The organism is Streptomyces sp. NBC_01537 (genome assembly GCF_045040445.1).
Classification (GTDB): domain Bacteria; phylum Actinomycetota; class Actinomycetes; order Streptomycetales; family Streptomycetaceae; genus Actinacidiphila.
Genome location: NZ_CP109392.1, coordinates 1,783,084 through 1,798,610 on the forward strand (window position 1 = coordinate 1,783,084; position 15,527 = coordinate 1,798,610).

Here is a 15,527-nt window from a genome sequence, read left to right on the forward strand (position 1 = left end):
GCACCCCGCCTACCGCTGCCGCCACGGACACTCCAGCTCCACCTCACCCGCACCAGACCGGCCCCCGCAATGCCTATGTGCGCGAGGATCAGGTCCTGCCGCACCTGCCGGCACTGCTGATCCGGCTCCGCCCACAACAAGCCCCCCGACCAGCACTCCCTCACCGGGCCCGCCGCGCGGGACGCTTCCGGGCGGGCGGCATCAAGCTCACTTACGACCCGACCGCACACACCGTGACCGCCGACACCCCGGAAGCAGAGAAGATTGCCATCGGCTGACCACCCTGCGCACACGACACCGCACGCGGGGTATGGGACAGCAAAACGCCCGCGCTCGGCCGAAGGCCGGGAACGGGCGCCGATCACCGCTGCGCAAAAACCGTCAAACGAGTACAAATAGCGTGTCCGAGGGGGGACTTGAACCCCCACGCCCGATAAAGGGCACTAGCACCTCAAGCTAGCGCGTCTGCCATTCCGCCACCCGGACCGGGTGTGACGTCCCGCGCGGTTTCCCGCGGCGACAAGGACAACGATACCAAGGATTCGGGGTGCGTTTCACCTGCGTATCCCGCTGCCGCCCCGGGGGCGGGACGGCAGCGGGAGGCAATGGGGGAGGTCAGGCGGGATGAGGTGGCGGTCGGGGAAGTTGCCGGGGAGGCACTCGGGCGGGGGCCCTGGGTGACGGCGTGGACGAGGAGGTGGCCGCCGACGAAGGCGCCGCGCCAGGAGGCGCCGAAGCCGCTCAAGAGCTCGGCGCGGTCGCCGCGGGAGCGGGGGTGGTTGTGGCCCGTTTTGAGGGCGCGGATGTGGGGGGGCGAGGCGGGCGGCGAGGAGCTCGGCTTCGGTGTCGACGAGGACGATGGTGTCGACGGGGCCGAAGGGCTCCGCGTGGTGGAGGGGGGAGGAGGGGGCGGGGTTGAGGAGAGTGGTCCGGGGGGGGGAGATAGGCGGAGGTGTCCTGGCCGGGGAGGAGGCGGGCGTCGGCGAGGGTGCCGCGGTGGAGGGGGACGGCGCCGCGGCTGATGGCCTCGGAGACGAGGTCGCCGAGCCCTTTGACGCGGCAGGGATCGTCAACGAGGCGCCCGCGGGGTGGTTTCCTGTGGGCGTTTCGGCAACGCCGCGAGGTGCCGCGCCAGGGGTCGCGGACCCGGCCAGGATCCGCCGGACAGGTCCTGGGCCCGCCGCGCTTCCCTTCCCGCATCGTCCGGATCCGGGGCGGGTACGGACCGGGACATGGACAAGGTGCCGACCCCGTCGGAGATATCGGTGATAGAGGACGAGATCGCGCGGATCGACGCGCTGCTGAAGCCCCTCGCCAACCGTCGGGTGGATACCTCCGACCCCGACTACGAGACGAAGCTCAGGGAGTCGCGGCCGCTGGAGGAAGCAGGGGTCAAGGCGCAGGCCGAGGCCGCGCTGCGGGCCGTGATCGCCCGCTACGCCGAGGGCGACGAAAGCGTACGAGCCGCCGTACGCGCGCTGTTCAACCGCTACACGTCCTTCCGCTGGGCCGTGCACGTGCCGCACGAGCCCACGCCGGAGAGCTTCCGGTTTCGGCTGCTGCACTTCTCGGCGATGGACCAGGGTCCCGACGCACGCGACGAACTGCTGGGGTTGAGGGACCTGTGCGCCGAGGCGGAGGAGGCGGGGATCGACATCGCGCCGATGCTGGCGGAGATCGCCCGGCTGTCCAGCGACGTGAACAGGTACGGGATGGGCTCGACCCGTGAGTTCCTGCTCCGCGCCAGGGGCTGGATCAGCTGAGCGCGGAACCGTTGGCGGCCCGTTCCGCGATGACGCGGTGGTGCCGGATCACTTCCTCGATGATGAAGTTGAGGAACTTCTCCGCGAACGCCGGGTCGAGATGCGCGTCCTCCGCCATCCCCCGCAGCCGCGCGATCTGCTGTGCCTCGCGCTCCGGGTCGGCCGGGGGCAGGCTGTGGGCCGCCTTCAGCTCGCCGACCTGCTGGGTGGCCTTGAAGCGTTCGGCGAGCAGGTGGACGAGGGCCGCGTCGAGGTTGTCGATGCTGCCGCGCAGATACCGCAGGCGCCGCAACACCTCGTCGTCGCCGCGCTGCTCGCCGGACTGCTGCTCACTCATGCACTTCTCGCGATCCTGGTCGGGCCGGGACGGAAGGGTGGACCGAAGCACGATACCTGCTCCGGGCCTGCGCCTATCATCGGGCGATGGCCAACGCGATCATCGTCCACGGGTGCCCGCCCCGCGAGGAGTACTACGATCCGGAGGTGCCCTCCGCCAGCAATCACCTGTGGCTGCCGTGGCTGGCGAAGCAGCTGATCGTACGGGACATAGCGGCGCACACCCCCGAGATGCCGCTCGCGTACGCGCCCGACTATCCGGCCTGGCGCCGGGAGTTCGAGCGGTACGACATCGGGCCCGGCACCATGCTGGTCGGCCACAGCTGCGGCGGCGGATTCCTGCTGCGCTGGCTCAGTGAGCGCCCGGGCACGCGCGTGGGGCGGGTCGTGCTGGTGGCGCCATGGCTCGACCCGTTCGGGGACGTCGCGCCCGCCTTCTTCGACTTCCGTCCCGACCCCGCGCTGGCCTCCCGTACGGCGCGGACCCTGCTCTTCCACTCCGACGACGACGCGGAGGACATCCAGGAGAGCGTCCGCCGGATCCGCAGCCGCGTCGAGGGGATCGGCTACCGGGAGTTCCGGGGGTACGGCCACTTCACGTCAGAGGACCGGATGGCCGACGCCGGGGCACGGTTCCCCGAGCTGCTCGACGCGCTGGTGGGTCCTGCCTGATCAGTCCGTGCGACCTGTCGCCGCGACCGTGACCCCGAGCCCGATCATGGCCAGGCCGCCCGCGCCGCCGACCAGGGACAGCCGCCTCGGGGAGCGGGCGAACCAGGAGCGGGCGGCGGAGGCCGCCAGGCCCATGGTCGAGTCGGAGACGAGAGCGACGGCGTTGAAGATCAGGCCCAGGAGCAGCATCTGGCCGATGACATGGCCTGCGGCGCGGTCGACGAACTGGGGCAGCACGGCGGCGTAGAACACCATCGTCTTGGGGTTGGAGACCCCGACCACGAAGCCCTCACCCAGGGTGCGCAGCGCGCCGCGCGGCGTGCGCTGGTCGGCCGATGCGAGAGCAAGTGCCTTGCGCTGTCGCAGCGCCTTGACGCCGAGATACACCAGGTAGGCCGCGCCCGCGAGCTTGAGTGCGGCGAACAGCAGCACGGAGCGCTCGACGACCGGCCCGATGCCCAGAGCGACGGCGGCCACCAGCACGTACGAGCCGAGGGTGTTGCCGGCGACGGAGGTGAGGGCGACACGGCGGCCGTGGGCGAGCGCGCGGCCGATGACGAAGAGCACACTGGGACCGGGGATCACGCAGATCAGCAGGGACATCGCGGCGAAGGCCGCCAGTCGGTCGAGTGACACCATGCCTGGAAGGTATAGCGGGTATGCGTTGACCGGCATCGGATTTTTCTACGGAGGCGATCAGATCATGGCCGAGCCCCAGGGCAAAGAGCTGGAAGCGGTGCGCGAGCGGCGGGAGGTGCTGCGCGCGAAGTACCTGCGGGAACTGGGCGAGCGGCCCCCGACGACGACGGGGGGCGTGCACCACGTGGCGTTCATCTGTCGCGATGTCGAGGAGACGATCGCCTTCTACCAGGACTTCCTGGGTTTCCCCCTCGTCGAGCTGGTGGAGAACCGGGACTACGCCGGGTCCAGCCACTTCTTCTTCGACATCGGCAACGGCAATCTGCTGGGCTTCTTCGACTTCCCCGGCCACGAGCACCCCGAGCAGCACGAGACCATCGGCGGCCTCCAGCACATGGCGCTCTCGGTGACCGCCGAGCAGTTCGCGGCGGCGAAGGCGCGCTTCGACGCGGCCGGTTTCGACTACCTCGGCCCGGACCGGGGCGTCGACAACAGCCTGTACGTCCGGGACCCCAACGGCCTGAATCTGGAGCTGTACCGGGAGGATCTCGGCCAGTTCGAGGGCATCCCGCTGCTCAAGTAGGCCGGTAGGCCGACCAGAGCCCCTGGCCGCCCGGGTCACTACTGCGGCGACACCCAGCCGACCCGGGCGCCCAGCCAGGCAAGGCAGGCCCAGGCCAGGACCAGAAGGACCACCACGGCCACCGTGCCCGACGCCAGACCACGTGCACCGCGCCCCAGCCGGCGGCGCAGCGCAACGCGCGTCAGTGTCCAGACCGCCAGGGTGACCGCCGGAAGCCCGATGAGCATGCACGGCAGGTCCGCGTACAGCAGGCTCCAGTCCCGCTGGCCCTCGAATGCTCCGTACAGACCGGGCCGGGCGCCATGAAGCCACACCCCGAACGCCGTGGCGACCGCGAGGGCCGCGATGAGCAATCCGGCGGCAGGGTTGCTCTCTTCACGCTGTTCCATGCCCCGTACGGACGCGTGGCGGGTGATCGGGGTTCCAGGTCCGACGCTCAGGCACCAGGGCCTAGCCGGCGCTGCGCTCGCGCTGCTGGTAGGACGTGCGGGTGTGCTCGGTGTGGGTGCGCATGACCCGCTGGGCCCGGGCCTCGTCGCGTTCGGCGATGGCGATGATCAGCTCGCGGTGCTCGTTCCAGGACTGGATGCCGCGCTGGCGGGCGATGGGCGTGTAGTACCAGCGGACGCGGCGTTCGACCTGGGCGGCGAGCTCGGAGAGGACGGCGTTGCCGGCCAGTTCCATGACATACGCGTGGAAGGCGGCGTCGGCAGCCACGACGGCGTCGACGTCCTCGGCCTCGACGGCGCGTTCACCGGCGGTGCAGAGCTCGTCGAGGCGCTTGAGGCCTTTGCCGGAGGCGTTGGCGGCGGCGAGGCGGGCGGCCTCGGTCTCCAGGAGGGCGCGGACGACGAGGAGTTGGTCGGCCTCGTCGTCGGTGGGCTCGTGGACGAACGCACCTTGGGCGGGGCGCAGGTCGACCCAGCCCTCGGTGTTGAGGCGCTGGAGGGCTTCGCGGACGGGCTGGCGGGAGACGCCCAGGTGGCCGGCCAGTTCGGTCTCGACCAGGTGCTGGCCGGGCTGCAGGGCCCGCGTGATGATCAGTTCGAGGAGCGCTTCGTAGACCCGTTCCCGGAGCGGTCCGGGGCGTTCCAGCTTCGGCACGGCACCCTGCGGAAGTCCTGCGGACAGCATCCTGTGTCCCCCAGCGCTCGGTAATTGTTTTTCGTCTACAGTCTACTGAGTACAGGCTGGCCGGCCTCGCCGCACGTCGGTCCCGCGACCCGTGGCAACCTCTTGGGTAAGAGCCGTTTGCCGCTGCCTCCCTTACCGACAGGACTGATCACCATGGGACGGGTCACCGAGCGCCGCCGCGTACTGCGCATCAGGGACAGCGCCGCGAGCCACCGCGCGGACACGCTGGTCGCCGAGGAGCCGCTGGAGATCCGGCTGAACGGCAAGCCGCTGGCCATCACCATGCGCACGCCCGGTGACGACTTCGCGCTCGCGGCCGGTTTCCTGGTCAGCGAGGGTGTCCTCGGCCGGGCGGACGAGCTGGCGAACATCGTGTACTGCGCAGGCGCGACGGTGGACGGTTCGAACTCGTACAACGTCGTCGATGTGCGGCTTGCGCAGGGCGTCCCCGTCCCCGACATCACCCTTGAGCGCAATGTCTACACGACCTCCTCCTGCGGGCTGTGCGGCAAGGCGAGCCTCGACGCGGTCCGCACCCAGGCCCGCTGGCCGATCGCCGACGACCCCGACGCTCCCCCCGTCCGTCTCGAACCCGGGTTGCTGTCCGCCCTCCCCGACCGGCTGCGCGCGGCCCAGCAGGTCTTCGACCGGACCGGGGGCCTGCACGCCGCCGCGCTGTTCACGACTGACGGCGAGCTCCTCGACGTACGCGAGGACGTCGGCCGTCACAACGCCGTCGACAAGCTCGTCGGCCGCGCGCTGCAGCAGGGCCTGCTGCCGCTGGCCGACAAGATCCTGCTCGTCTCCGGACGCGCCTCCTTCGAGCTCGCCCAGAAGGCCGTCATGGCCGGCATCCCCGTCCTCGCCGCCGTCTCCGCCCCCTCCTCCCTCGCCGTCGACCTCGCCGCCGAGTCCAACCTCACCCTCGTCGGCTTCCTCCGCGGCGCCTCCATGAACGTGTACGCCGGCGAGCAGCGCATCGCCCTGCGCGCAGAGGCCTCCGGCCGGGCCTGACGCCGCTGCGGCCCTACCCGCACGCCGACGGAAAAGCTCACCGCCGCCGAAAGAATCCCCGCCTCTCGGACGGCGGCGGTGGCGGGTCGAGTTCGCTCACCAGGTCCTGCGCCTCCGCCAGCATGAAATCCGGCAGGTAGACGTAGTTGTACGAGGTTTCGCGGTCACGAAGGACAGCTCCCAGGGTCATCAGGGCCTCGTCGCGGCGTTGAGCCTGAAGCAGGCACACGCCCAGGTGGAATCGCGTTTGAAGTGCCGTATCGCCGCCACTGCTCATCGCCTTGACGGCGTCACGAATATCCGGAATGAGCTCCTTCAACAGCCGGACGGCCTCGTCGGGGTCTCCATCGGCGGCGATGGCGAGGGCACGGCTCTCGCGCAGTCTCAGCGTTTCCTCAGCGCGCGGGCCCTTCACTTCCAGCGACGCGTCCAACTGGTCCGACAGAAGCTCCACGGCCTCGCCCACACGACCGGCCTTGACCAGAATGTGGGCCGACAGGCGAAACAGCATGTCGGGCAGTGCCCCACGCGGATTCGCCTCGGGCGTACCGACCATGCGCGGCATGAGATCCAGGTACTCGTCGGCGGCCTCCGCGACCCGGCCGGAAGCGAATACCAACTCAGCCCAATCCCACCGCAGCTTGAGGTATTTCCAGCTGTCCGCCCCCCATACGGTCTCGGCGTCCGGGAAGACCTCGGACATCAGCCTGGCCTTCTCGGCGACATTGCCGATGACATCCCGCGCTTTCGCCAGTCGCCGCTCGACGTCTTCAGGCATCCATACGGGATAGGGGGGAGCGGCCGGGGGAGTGTATGGGACGGCTGTCTGTACCGCGTGGAGGGTCGGATAGGGCGGGGGCGGTGCGGGCTGGACAGAGACCAGGCGGTCGAGCACGGCCAAGGCGGCCGCAGCGGCATGGCCGGCGGCGAGTTGCTGCCATCCGTCAGCGTCCGTCGTCCGTTTCCGGCCGTCGGCCTTGTCGCTGATGCCCCGGACCGTGAGCGTCTGAAGGGCATCCGTCAAATGGGCGGCCTGGGCGACGCCGGAACTCTCCATCTCGATGGCGACCGCGTCGTTGTACTGGCGTGTGAGCTGGTCGGTGAGTGAACTCTGGGCGTCGTTCAGGACGATCTCACCGGCGGCGATGGGCTTGAAGTGCACGGCCGGAATCGGACCGGCCAACCGCCGCCCCCATTGCGGATCGCGAAGGGCGGCGCGGGCCGCCTGTTCCAGGCGGTGTGACGCATCCCAGGCCTGGGGCCGCGCGTGAAAGCCCTCGGGCGTCTGCTTGCCGCCGTGGTAGCCGTAGACCTTGGTGGCCACGACGACGTCCCCCAGAGCGATGTCGTCGGCGAGGCCGCCGGCGACGCCGACGAAAAGGAGCGCCTCCGGTTGCAGCCAGGTGTGCGCGCGTTCCGTGATCACCGCTGCGCTCCTGGCACCCTGGCCGATCTCCGCGAGCGCGACCTTCCACGGACTGCCCGGAAGCAAGCCCACTTCGAAGATCGTCCCCTCGGGGTGAATGCGCTCCTCCAGCTCCGTGAGATGGGCGCGAAGCGCCTGGTACTCCAGCGGGAGCGCGGTCAGGATGACCACGGTGCCTCTCGCGCCTGTCGTCACGCCCGTCGCCGCTGACATCAGATTCGCCCCCGACTCCACCCGATTCCGTACGCAAGGCCTCAAGGCCAAAAGTAGGGCATGCGGCCACGCGGAAACCGGCCGTTGAAAGAGGTGGACACTGTCCACCTCTTCGGTGGACAGTGTCTACCATGAACGCCCCGCCGACCGACCCCCGCGGCCGCCTGCTCGACGCCGCACTCGCCGTGCTCGCCGAGGACGGCGTCGAGGGCCTCACCCTCCGGGCCATCGCGCGCCGCGCCAACGTGTCGCACGGAGCGCCGCTGAAGCACTTCCCGCACCGGGCGGCACTGCTGTCCGCCGTCGCGACGACCGGCTTCCGGGAACTCACCGCCCAGGGCCGGCAGGCGGTTGCGCGCTGCCCCGGCGACGCGTCGGCGGTGCAGCGGCTGCGGGCCTGTGCGCGCGCCTACGTGGCGTACGCGCTCGCGCATCCGGCGATGTTCCAGCTGATGTTCCGCCATGACCTGCTCGATCCGACCGACCGGGAGCTGAGCCGGGTCAGCCTGTCGACCTTCGACGACGGGATGGCCGCGCGGGTACGGGAGGCCCAGAAGGAGGGCTGGCGACAGGGCGACGACACACGGCTGCTGACCGGGGCCCTGTGGTCGGGGCTGCAGGGGCTGGCGCAGCTGTGGATGTGGGGGTCGCTGCCACTGGCCACGGGCGCCGCCGACGTGGATGACGCGCTGGAGGCGCTGTTGCGCGCCTTCGGCCTGAATGACATATCTCCAGAAGGACATTGACGATGAATCAGATTCCGATTCCCGTTCCGATACACCGATTCGACCGGGACACGGCGCTCACTGCGCGCCCCGGCGCCTCCGGCCTGTACGACGCCGAGTTGTACGACAGCTGGCGCATCGGCCAGGGCGTCAACGGCGGCTTCCTGCTCGCCCTCGCCGGGCGCGCGCTCGCCGCCGAGCTGGGCGGCGGCGAGGACGGCCACGGCCACACCGATCCGTTCTCGATCAGCGCCTACTACCTTTCGGCCTCCCGGCCCGGCCCCGCGACCGTACGGACGGAGACGCTGCGCCGGGGCCGCACGGTCTCGACCGGCACGGCCTCGATCGCCCAGAACGGCGAGGAGCGGCTTCGGGCAATGGCCACCTACGGCGACCTCGACGGCCATGCCGCCGGCGATGTGCGGACCTCCGCCGCTCCCCCGGACATGCCCCCGCCGGACAAGTGCGTAGGCACGGAGCTGGCACCCCCGGAGTTCCTCAAGGAGGCCCCGCTGCTGGACAGCATCGAGCTGCGGCTGGACCCCTCGACCGTCGGCTGGGCACTCGGGCAGCCCAGCGGACGCGGGCTCATCCAGGGCTGGCTCCGGCTCCCGGACGGCCGCGAGCCGGATCCGCTCATGCTGCTGCTCGCCGTGGACTCGCTGCCGCCGGTCAGCTTCGACCTGGGCCTCCCCGGCTGGGCCCCGACCCTCGAACTGACCGCCCACATAAGGGCGAAACCCGCACCGGGCTGGCTTCGGATCACCCACTCCACCCGGAACTTCGCCGACGGCTACATGGAGGAGGACGCCGAGGTCTGGGACTCCTCGGGCCGCCTGGTCGCCCAGTCGCGCCAGCTCGCCCGCGTACGGCAGCCACGGCCCTGACGATGACGGCGACCGTGACGGTGCGTGCGGCGGTCCCGGCGGACGCCGATGCCGTCTTCGTGCTGCTGAGTGGCTTCGCCACCAGCCACCGGCCGGAGCGCTCGTTGTTCGACCGGCACTTTCCGCTGCTGCTGAGCGGTCGTCACGGTGGCCTTCTGGTGGCGGAGGACGAGGGCGTCGTCGTGGGCTACGCCCTCGTCCACGATCTGCTGGTGCTGTACGCGAACGGCTACGTCTGCGAGTTGCAGGAGCTGATGGTCGACCCCGCTTGGCGTGGTCGCGGCGTCGGCGAGCGCCTCGTGCGGGCCGTTGTCGAGCGGGGGCGCGGGCTGGGGGCGGTGGAGGTCACCGTTCCGACCCGGCGGGCGCGCGACTATTACGTACGGCTCGGTTTCGAGGAGACGGCGACCTATTTGAAGCGTCCGCTTCTAGGGTGAGCGGTGCGGTTGCGGTGCCGTTGGCCATGTTTGGCGGTGCGGTTGCGGTGCCGCCTGCCATGGCTGGCGGTTCCGTCCTCAAACGCCGGACGGGCTGGGTTGGCCGTGGGGTCGGGGGCGCCTGCCGGGGTCTCTCTCCTCGGCGCTCGCGACTCTGGTCGGCCTTGTCCTTGCCCGGGGCCCTCGCTCGTCGCCTGCGGGAGAACCCCTCCACCGCCCCCGCCCGGCCGGAAGGACATCCTCACCCGTCCGGGCCTGAGGACCTGTACCCCCACCGGCCGGTGGCCGCGTACGGGCCGAAGGGGACGGTGGAGGGATGCGCCCGGAAGCGACGAGCGAGGATCCCGGGCACGAACAAGGCCGACCCGAGTCGCGAGCGCTGAGGACGCAGTCCCGGCAGGCGGCCCCGACCGCACGACAACAGCAGGCGCACACCGGCCAACCCAGCCCGTCCGGCGCTTGAGGACGGAACCAGCAACCCCAACCGACGGCACCGCACCCACACCGGCGCAGGCGGCACCGCCCGCGCGGCCCGTCCGGCGCTTGAGGACGGAACCAGCAACCATGGCGGGCGGCACCGCAACGGCACCGCCAGCCATGGCAGCCCGCACCCCGCGAGTCACCAGGTCGGCCGGATGGGCCCGCCCGGGGCGATGCGCTGGAGGTCGTCGCGCAGCATGCGCATGCGACGTTCGCCGAGGACCGCGGTCCAGGGACGCACCGCGTCCGCGGCGGCCGCTTCCGCCGCGCGCGTGCAGGACCAGCCGCGTTCGGTGAGGACGACGAGGCGGGCGCGGGCGTCGTGGGGGTGGGGGCGGCGCTCTGCGTAGCCCTTGTGGACGAGTTCGTCGACGAGCTGGCTGGCGGCTTGGCGGGTGAAGCCGAGGTGGTCGGCGAGTTCGCTGACGGTGGCGCCGTCCGGGGCCATGCATGCGAAGGCGAAGCCGTGGGCCGGGCGGATGTCGTCGAAGCCGCGGGCGATGACGCCGGCGTTGATAGCGGCAACCAGGCCACCGGCGGCGGCGAGGAGGGTGGCGCTGAAGGCCAGGGCTTCTTCGGCAGGGGCGTCGTTCACGTCGCCAAGCTTGACACATTGCGCAAGCAGCTTGAGCATATGAGCAAGCTACTTGCTCAAGTTGCTTGCCTATTCAGGAGGTCCGTCATGCCTTTCGTCCGCGCTGCCGATGCCGTCGTCCACGAGCTGCACGGGGTTCGTTTCGTCTCGTACGCCAATTCCGGCCTCGGCAGCACCGAGCTGTGCGCCTGGCGGGGCGAGATCCCCGCCGGGGTCGAGGGACCGGCGCACACGATCAGCCGTGAGGAGGTGTTTCTGCTGCTCAGCGGCTCGTTGAGGCTGAGCCTCGACGGCGAGGCGCGGATGCTGTCCCCCGGTGATGTCGCCGTCGCGCCCGCGGGGACGCTCCTGGGGGTCGCGAACCCCACCGCCGAGCCCGCCACGATGTGGGTCACCACCAGCCTCGGGCTGGAGGCGGAACTCGCCGACGGGTCGCGGATCTCGCCGCCCTGGGTGCAGTGACTACAGACTCTTCCGGTAGACCGTGGCCCTTGGCAGGATCAACCGATGTGGCGGTGCCCGCAATTCGGTGGCGCCGCGCCCTCGGAAGGGTGAAATGCGGCGCTTGGGTGGCCATTCGGCGGTATGCAATGGGGCGTTCCAGTCAGTGCTTCGCATACCGATGTTCAAGGAGACCACCATGCGCCGCTTCTTCAGCGCCGCCCTCGCCGCTCTCGCCCTCCTCACGGGGGCCGCGTTCGTCGACGGCCCCAGCGGCCTCGGCGCGCCGGGGACCACCAGCCCGGGGCTGCTGTCCGGCAACGCCTGAGGCCTCTTAAGCTCCGGCGGCCGGGCGCAGCTCCAGAGTCGGGTTGCCGGCGGCGTCGCCTGAGGGCGGGCCGACGAGGGCGGTGAAGGCCTCCGTGCGGATGGTCAGGCCGCCCTCGTCCAGGGTGAGGCCGGGGGCGTAGGTGCCGTCGGCGGCGTGGGCGGGGGTGTAGCGGACCGCGAGGACGGTCAGGCCGTCCGGGGAGCCGGGAGCGGGGGCCGCTGCCAGGGCCGTGGTGGCGATGATGTCGCGCCAGCCGGCATCGGGGTTGCCGTAGCCGCGGGGGTCGGCGGCGAGGCGGAAGGCGGCCTGTTCCTGGGTGAGGCCGATGGTGTCGGGGCTGTTGAAGTACGCCGAGCCGTCGGTGCCGGGGAAGTCGGGTGTGGTGAGGGTGAGTTCGCCCGCGGAGCTGACGGTGAGGCCTCCGGCCACCAGCGTGTTGCCCTCGGCCACCAGGCTCGCGCCCTTCTCGGCGAGGTCGAGGCCGCCGATTTCGGTGATCTTCGCGAGGCGGCCGTCGAGCGCGGTGGCGTACGGCAGTCCGGCCAGCATGCGAACGCCGGGGATGCGCTCCAGGGCGGTGGTCAGCCACAGGCTCGTGCCGTCGGTGACGTACAGCGACTGCACGTGGAGCAGGGTGTGGTCGCGGTTGACGACCGGCTTGGTGACGAGCTTGGCCGCCAGGCCGCCGGGGGCGACGGCGTCGCGGACCCGGATCTCACCCATGGGGCGGGTGAGCAGGAAGCCGTCGGCGGCGGGGCCGAAGCCGTGCTGGCGGTTGACGGCGGCGGGGAGCAGGATCGTTCCCCCTGCCTCGATCAGGGCGGGGGTCATGGCGCCGTCGAAGGAGACCGAGACGCGCGCGGAGCGCAGCTGGTGGCGGGCGACGGCCGTGCCCGGGGTGCGGTACCAGCGGGTGGTGTCCTGGGTCTGCCAGACCAGCATGAAGGCGAAGTGGCCGTCGACGGCGCCGTCGGGGCCGGCGGCATGGCGGGCCCAGCGGGTGTCGGCCAGGTAGCGGCCGAGGTCGGAGCGGATGCGGCGGCCGAAGTAGCGCATGCCGAGGACGGCTTCGAAGCCGGAGTGCTGCTCGCTGTAGCGGGGGCCGCCGTTGTCGTAGCCGCCGGAGGCCAGGCGGGCGTCGATGTAGCGGGCCAGCTCATCGCCGTCGGCGGCGAAGACCTGCTTGCCGCTGACCCGGTGGGCCTGGGCGAGGAAGGACAGCGAGATCGGGCCGTAGTTGTTGTCGTACGCCCCGCCGTGCTCGGGCGGGCACAGCGCGCCCCGGTCGGGGAGGCGGCGGGCGCGGATCTCGGTGGCGTAGATGTGCAGGGCGCGCTCGCGCACCGCGTCGGCGTCCTTGGGGCCCAGGTGCCGGGCGAGCATCAGGGCGCCGACGATGGCACCGATGGCCTGGTTGGCGGTGTCCTGGGGGTTGAAGTACGCGACGTCGGTGAGCCAGCGCCAGTAGCCGTGGGCGACGTCGATGAGCTCGGCGCGCTGGTCGTCGGCGATCAGGCCCTCGGCGAGGTCCAGGACGTTGACGGCCTGGAGGAGGGCCCAGGCGGTGCTGGGCCAGTCGCCGATGGGGTGTTCGCCGTCGCCGAGGACGTAGCGGGCGTACGGCTCGCCGGAATCGCGCATGCGCAGGTTGGGGTAGCCGGGATTGTCGGTGCGGTAGACCCGCATGCGCAGGTGGAATTCCAGGCTGCGGCGCACCGGCTCGACAAGGTTGTCAAGGGCGCCGCCGGAGCGCTGCCAGGCGAGGGCGAGCAGTGAGGTGATGCCGAGCGAGGTGTCGCCGATGTCCTCGCCGCAGTCGGGGCGTTCGAGGTTGCCGTCCTCGGTGATGCGGGCGAGGGCCTGGGCGGTGACTCGCTCCAGCACGGCGTCGTACGCGGCCGGGTCGTCGGCCAGGTCGTGCAGGGCGCCGCGCTGGTAGGTCAGGAAGACCACGGGTTCGTACTAGCCCTTCAGTCCGGAGGTGGCCAAGCCTTCGACCAGCCGCTTCTGGAAGATCAGGAAGCAGATGAGGGTCGGCAGCAGGGCGAGGGTCGACATGGCGAACATCGCGCCGTAGGAGGAGCCGCTCGTCTGGTCCAGGAAGAGGGTCAGGCCGAGGGGGACGGTGAACTTGTCGTTCTGCTGGAGGTAGACGAGCTGGTGCAGGAAGTCGTCGTACGTCCAGATGAACGTGAAGATCGTCGTGGTGACCAGGGCCGGCTTCATCAGCGGCAGGATGATCTTCCAGTAGATCTGGAAGGGATTGGCGCCGTCCATCATGGCCGCCTGGTCCAGCTCGCGCGGGATGGAGCGGATGAACTGGACCATCAGGAAGATGAAGAACGCGTCCGCGGCCAGGAACTTCGGCACGATCAGCGGCAGGAACGTGTTGATCCAGGTCAGGTTGTAGAAGATCGTGTACTGCGGGATCAGGACCGCCTGCGTGGGCAGCATGAGCGTGCCGAGCATCAGGCCGAACCAGATCTTCTTGCCGCGGAACTCGAAGCGCGCGAAGGCGTAGGCAGCCAGCGAGCAGGAGATGACATTCCCTACCACCGCGCCGATCGAGACGATCAGCGAGTTGGTGATGTAGAGGGAGAAGGAGTTGCCGGAGCCGCTCCAGCCCTTGGAGTAGTTCTGCGGGTGCAGCGCCTTCGGGATGAGCCCGGGGTGGGTGAAGATCTCGGTGTCGGGCTTGAGGGAGCTGCTGAGCATCCACATCAGTGGGTACAGCATGACGATCGCCACGCCGATGAGCACGGTGTGGATGAAGATACGGCGGGCGCCGGTCGCAGAGCGCAGCTTGCGCAGCGGCGACAGGTTCGGGGTGATGACGGACATGGGGTGAAGGACTCCTCGCTCAGACGTCAGTCGTCGTAGTGGACCCAGTAGCGGCTGGCGATGAAGTTGACCGCCGTGAAGCCTGCGATGACCAGGAACAGCACCCAGGCAAGCGCCGAGGCGTAGCCCATCTGAAGGTCTGTGAAGCCCTTCTTGTACAGGTAGAGGGAGTACAGCATGGTCGAGTTGAGCGGTCCGCCGGAACCGTTGCTGATCACGTAGGCGGGAGTGAACGTCTTGAACGCGTCGATGATCTGCAGGACGACGTTGAAGAAGACGATCGGCGTCAGCAGCGGCAGGGTGATCTTGAAGAAGCGGGTGACCGGCGGTGCGCCATCGATCGCGGCCGCCTCGTACACGTCCTTCGGCAGCTGCTTCAGACCGGCGAGGAAGATGACCATCGGGGTGCCGAACTGCCAGACGGCCAGCAGGATCAGGGTGTAGATCGCGGTGTCGGGGCTGGAGATCCAGTCCTGGCCCTTGATGCCGAACCAGGCGAGGAAGTCGTTGAAAAGGCCGTCGCCGCCGAAGACCTGACGCCAGACGATGGCGATGGCCACCGCGCCGCCGAGCAGCGAGGGCAGGTAGAAGGCGGCCCGGTAGATGCCGATGCCCTTCAGATCACGGTTGAGCAGCATCGCCACGCCGAGTGCGAGCGCCAGTTTCAGCGGCACTGAGACCAGGACGTACAGAAGCGTGGCGTGCACCGAGTCCCAGAAGACCGGGTCGTCGGAGAACATGCGCTCGTAGTTGTGGGTGCCGACCCACTGAGCGGGCGTCAGCAGGTCGAAGTTGGTGAAGGACAGATACAGCGAGTCGAGCATCGGGTAGATCGTCAGGCCGAACAGGCCGACGAACCAGGGGGCCAGGAAGAGGAACGGCCACCAGCCCCCGCCCCGCCGTCTGGCGAGGCGGCGGCGCATACGTTCGCGCTCCCGCTGGTCGGACGGGGTCGCCGGAACCGGCGTCTCCTTCACGACCGCGTCGGTGTTCGCGGTGGTCATACTCAT

The 15,527-nt window shown here is 70.1% G+C and carries 19 protein-coding genes, 1 tRNA gene and 1 pseudogene; 10 read left to right on the forward strand and 11 right to left on the reverse strand.

Translation table 11 applies throughout. The annotated features are described in order from the left end of the window. Positions 1–77: 77 nt before the first annotated feature. On the forward strand, positions 78–278 hold the full coding sequence (locus OG607_RS08305; RefSeq protein ID WP_405720611.1) for a hypothetical protein: 201 nt from the start codon (positions 78–80) through the stop codon (positions 276–278). A gap of 123 nt (positions 279–401) precedes the next feature. On the opposite strand, the gene OG607_RS08310 is transcribed toward OG607_RS08305, so the two are convergent. Together OG607_RS08310 and OG607_RS08315 are read right to left on the reverse strand one after the other, a co-directional pair. After that, positions 402–486, reverse strand: a tRNA-Leu gene (locus tag OG607_RS08310). Between the two features lie 68 nt (positions 487–554). Next, a pseudogene (locus tag OG607_RS08315) lies at positions 555–1,074 on the reverse strand (hypothetical protein); the annotation flags it as partial. 158 nt (positions 1,075–1,232) lie between these two features. Here OG607_RS08315 and OG607_RS08320 point away from each other — a divergent pair. Continuing rightward, positions 1,233–1,763: a hypothetical protein gene (locus OG607_RS08320; protein WP_405720614.1), complete on the forward strand. Its 531-nt coding sequence runs from the start codon at positions 1,233–1,235 to the stop codon at positions 1,761–1,763. On the opposite strand, the gene OG607_RS08325 is transcribed toward OG607_RS08320, so the two are convergent. Continuing rightward, a complete protein-coding gene (locus OG607_RS08325; protein WP_405720617.1) occupies positions 1,756–2,100 on the reverse strand; it encodes a chorismate mutase in 345 nt (114 codons plus the stop codon). The genes OG607_RS08320 and OG607_RS08325 overlap by 8 nt on opposite strands. Positions 2,101–2,186: 86 nt before the next feature. Here OG607_RS08325 and OG607_RS08330 point away from each other — a divergent pair, with 86 nt between their 5' ends. After that, entirely contained in the window at positions 2,187–2,771 is a 585-nt protein-coding gene (locus tag OG607_RS08330; protein ID WP_405720620.1) for an alpha/beta hydrolase, read from the forward strand. On the opposite strand, the gene OG607_RS08335 is transcribed toward OG607_RS08330, so the two are convergent. Then, entirely contained in the window at positions 2,772–3,410 is a 639-nt protein-coding gene (locus OG607_RS08335; RefSeq protein ID WP_405720623.1) for a LysE family translocator, read from the reverse strand. A 64-nt stretch (positions 3,411–3,474) separates the two neighbouring features. On the opposite strand from OG607_RS08335, the gene OG607_RS08340 reads away from it, so the two are divergent. After that, positions 3,475–3,993 carry a VOC family protein gene (locus OG607_RS08340; protein ID WP_405720625.1) on the forward strand — a complete coding sequence of 173 codons (519 nt, stop codon included), beginning with the start codon at positions 3,475–3,477 and terminating at the stop codon, positions 3,991–3,993. 38 nt (positions 3,994–4,031) lie between these two features. Here OG607_RS08340 and OG607_RS08345 read toward each other — a convergent pair whose 3' ends face one another. Continuing rightward, entirely contained in the window at positions 4,032–4,382 is a 351-nt protein-coding gene (locus OG607_RS08345; protein ID WP_405720627.1) for a hypothetical protein, read from the reverse strand. A 61-nt stretch (positions 4,383–4,443) separates the two neighbouring features. After that, a complete protein-coding gene (locus tag OG607_RS08350; protein ID WP_405720629.1) occupies positions 4,444–5,127 on the reverse strand; it encodes a GntR family transcriptional regulator in 684 nt (227 codons plus the stop codon). Positions 5,128–5,280: 153 nt separating this feature from the next. Between OG607_RS08350 and fdhD the strand changes: the two genes are divergently transcribed. Further along, complete coding sequence (fdhD, locus tag OG607_RS08355) at positions 5,281–6,141, forward strand: formate dehydrogenase accessory sulfurtransferase FdhD (protein WP_405720631.1); 861 nt, start codon at positions 5,281–5,283, stop codon at positions 6,139–6,141. 37 nt (positions 6,142–6,178) lie between these two features. On the opposite strand, the gene OG607_RS08360 is transcribed toward fdhD, so the two are convergent. Continuing rightward, entirely contained in the window at positions 6,179–7,738 is a 1,560-nt protein-coding gene (locus OG607_RS08360) for a hypothetical protein (protein ID WP_405720634.1), read from the reverse strand. Between the two features lie 173 nt (positions 7,739–7,911). Between OG607_RS08360 and OG607_RS08365 the strand changes: the two genes are divergently transcribed. Genes OG607_RS08365 through OG607_RS08375 form a run of 3 tightly spaced genes read left to right on the forward strand, consistent with a single transcriptional unit; the run spans position 7,912 to position 9,829 of the window. After that, positions 7,912–8,526, forward strand: coding sequence for a TetR/AcrR family transcriptional regulator (locus OG607_RS08365; RefSeq protein WP_405720637.1), 615 nt, complete (start codon positions 7,912–7,914; stop codon positions 8,524–8,526). A 2-nt stretch (positions 8,527–8,528) separates the two neighbouring features. Then, positions 8,529–9,392, forward strand: coding sequence for a thioesterase family protein (locus OG607_RS08370; RefSeq protein ID WP_405720640.1), 864 nt, complete (start codon positions 8,529–8,531; stop codon positions 9,390–9,392). A 2-nt stretch (positions 9,393–9,394) separates the two neighbouring features. Then, positions 9,395–9,829, forward strand: coding sequence for a GNAT family N-acetyltransferase (locus tag OG607_RS08375; protein ID WP_405720643.1), 435 nt, complete (start codon positions 9,395–9,397; stop codon positions 9,827–9,829). A 619-nt stretch (positions 9,830–10,448) separates the two neighbouring features. Here the strand turns inward: OG607_RS08375 and OG607_RS08380 are convergent. Next, entirely contained in the window at positions 10,449–10,904 is a 456-nt protein-coding gene (locus tag OG607_RS08380) for a MarR family winged helix-turn-helix transcriptional regulator (RefSeq protein ID WP_405720646.1), read from the reverse strand. An 87-nt stretch (positions 10,905–10,991) separates the two neighbouring features. On the opposite strand from OG607_RS08380, the gene OG607_RS08385 reads away from it, so the two are divergent. After that, a complete protein-coding gene (locus tag OG607_RS08385) occupies positions 10,992–11,366 on the forward strand; it encodes a cupin domain-containing protein (RefSeq protein ID WP_405720649.1) in 375 nt (124 codons plus the stop codon). 178 nt (positions 11,367–11,544) lie between these two features. Next, positions 11,545–11,673: a hypothetical protein gene (locus OG607_RS08390; RefSeq protein WP_405720652.1), complete on the forward strand. Its 129-nt coding sequence runs from the start codon at positions 11,545–11,547 to the stop codon at positions 11,671–11,673. A gap of 6 nt (positions 11,674–11,679) precedes the next feature. On the opposite strand, the gene OG607_RS08395 is transcribed toward OG607_RS08390, so the two are convergent. The 3 genes from OG607_RS08395 to OG607_RS08405 are packed head-to-tail and all read right to left on the reverse strand — an operon-like array spanning position 11,680 to position 15,521. Beyond that, positions 11,680–13,629 carry a hypothetical protein gene (locus tag OG607_RS08395; RefSeq protein WP_405720655.1) on the reverse strand — a complete coding sequence of 650 codons (1,950 nt, stop codon included), beginning with the start codon at positions 13,627–13,629 and terminating at the stop codon, positions 11,680–11,682. A gap of 9 nt (positions 13,630–13,638) precedes the next feature. After that, positions 13,639–14,517 carry a carbohydrate ABC transporter permease gene (locus tag OG607_RS08400; RefSeq protein WP_405720657.1) on the reverse strand — a complete coding sequence of 293 codons (879 nt, stop codon included), beginning with the start codon at positions 14,515–14,517 and terminating at the stop codon, positions 13,639–13,641. 26 nt (positions 14,518–14,543) lie between these two features. Further along, positions 14,544–15,521: a carbohydrate ABC transporter permease gene (locus tag OG607_RS08405; RefSeq protein ID WP_405720660.1), complete on the reverse strand. Its 978-nt coding sequence runs from the start codon at positions 15,519–15,521 to the stop codon at positions 14,544–14,546. Positions 15,522–15,527: the final 6 nt, after the last annotated feature.

Coding starts and splice junctions, on each gene's coding strand:
- OG607_RS08320 (WP_405720614.1), top strand. CDS start 1,233: ATGGACAAGGTGCCGACCCCGTCGGAGATATCGGTGATAGAGGACGAG.
- OG607_RS08325 (WP_405720617.1), bottom strand. CDS start 2,100: ATGAGTGAGCAGCAGTCCGGCGAGCAGCGCGGCGACGACGAGGTGTTG.
- OG607_RS08330 (WP_405720620.1), top strand. CDS start 2,187: ATGGCCAACGCGATCATCGTCCACGGGTGCCCGCCCCGCGAGGAGTAC.
- OG607_RS08335 (WP_405720623.1), bottom strand. CDS start 3,410: ATGGTGTCACTCGACCGACTGGCGGCCTTCGCCGCGATGTCCCTGCTG.
- OG607_RS08340 (WP_405720625.1), top strand. CDS start 3,475: ATGGCCGAGCCCCAGGGCAAAGAGCTGGAAGCGGTGCGCGAGCGGCGG.
- OG607_RS08345 (WP_405720627.1), bottom strand. CDS start 4,382: ATGGAACAGCGTGAAGAGAGCAACCCTGCCGCCGGATTGCTCATCGCG.
- OG607_RS08350 (WP_405720629.1), bottom strand. CDS start 5,127: ATGCTGTCCGCAGGACTTCCGCAGGGTGCCGTGCCGAAGCTGGAACGC.
- fdhD (WP_405720631.1), top strand. CDS start 5,281: ATGGGACGGGTCACCGAGCGCCGCCGCGTACTGCGCATCAGGGACAGC.
- OG607_RS08365 (WP_405720637.1), top strand. CDS start 7,912: ATGAACGCCCCGCCGACCGACCCCCGCGGCCGCCTGCTCGACGCCGCA.
- OG607_RS08370 (WP_405720640.1), top strand. CDS start 8,529: ATGAATCAGATTCCGATTCCCGTTCCGATACACCGATTCGACCGGGAC.
- OG607_RS08375 (WP_405720643.1), top strand. CDS start 9,395: ATGACGGCGACCGTGACGGTGCGTGCGGCGGTCCCGGCGGACGCCGAT.
- OG607_RS08385 (WP_405720649.1), top strand. CDS start 10,992: ATGCCTTTCGTCCGCGCTGCCGATGCCGTCGTCCACGAGCTGCACGGG.
- OG607_RS08390 (WP_405720652.1), top strand. CDS start 11,545: ATGCGCCGCTTCTTCAGCGCCGCCCTCGCCGCTCTCGCCCTCCTCACG.
- OG607_RS08400 (WP_405720657.1), bottom strand. CDS start 14,517: ATGTCCGTCATCACCCCGAACCTGTCGCCGCTGCGCAAGCTGCGCTCT.
- OG607_RS08405 (WP_405720660.1), bottom strand. CDS start 15,521: ATGACCACCGCGAACACCGACGCGGTCGTGAAGGAGACGCCGGTTCCG.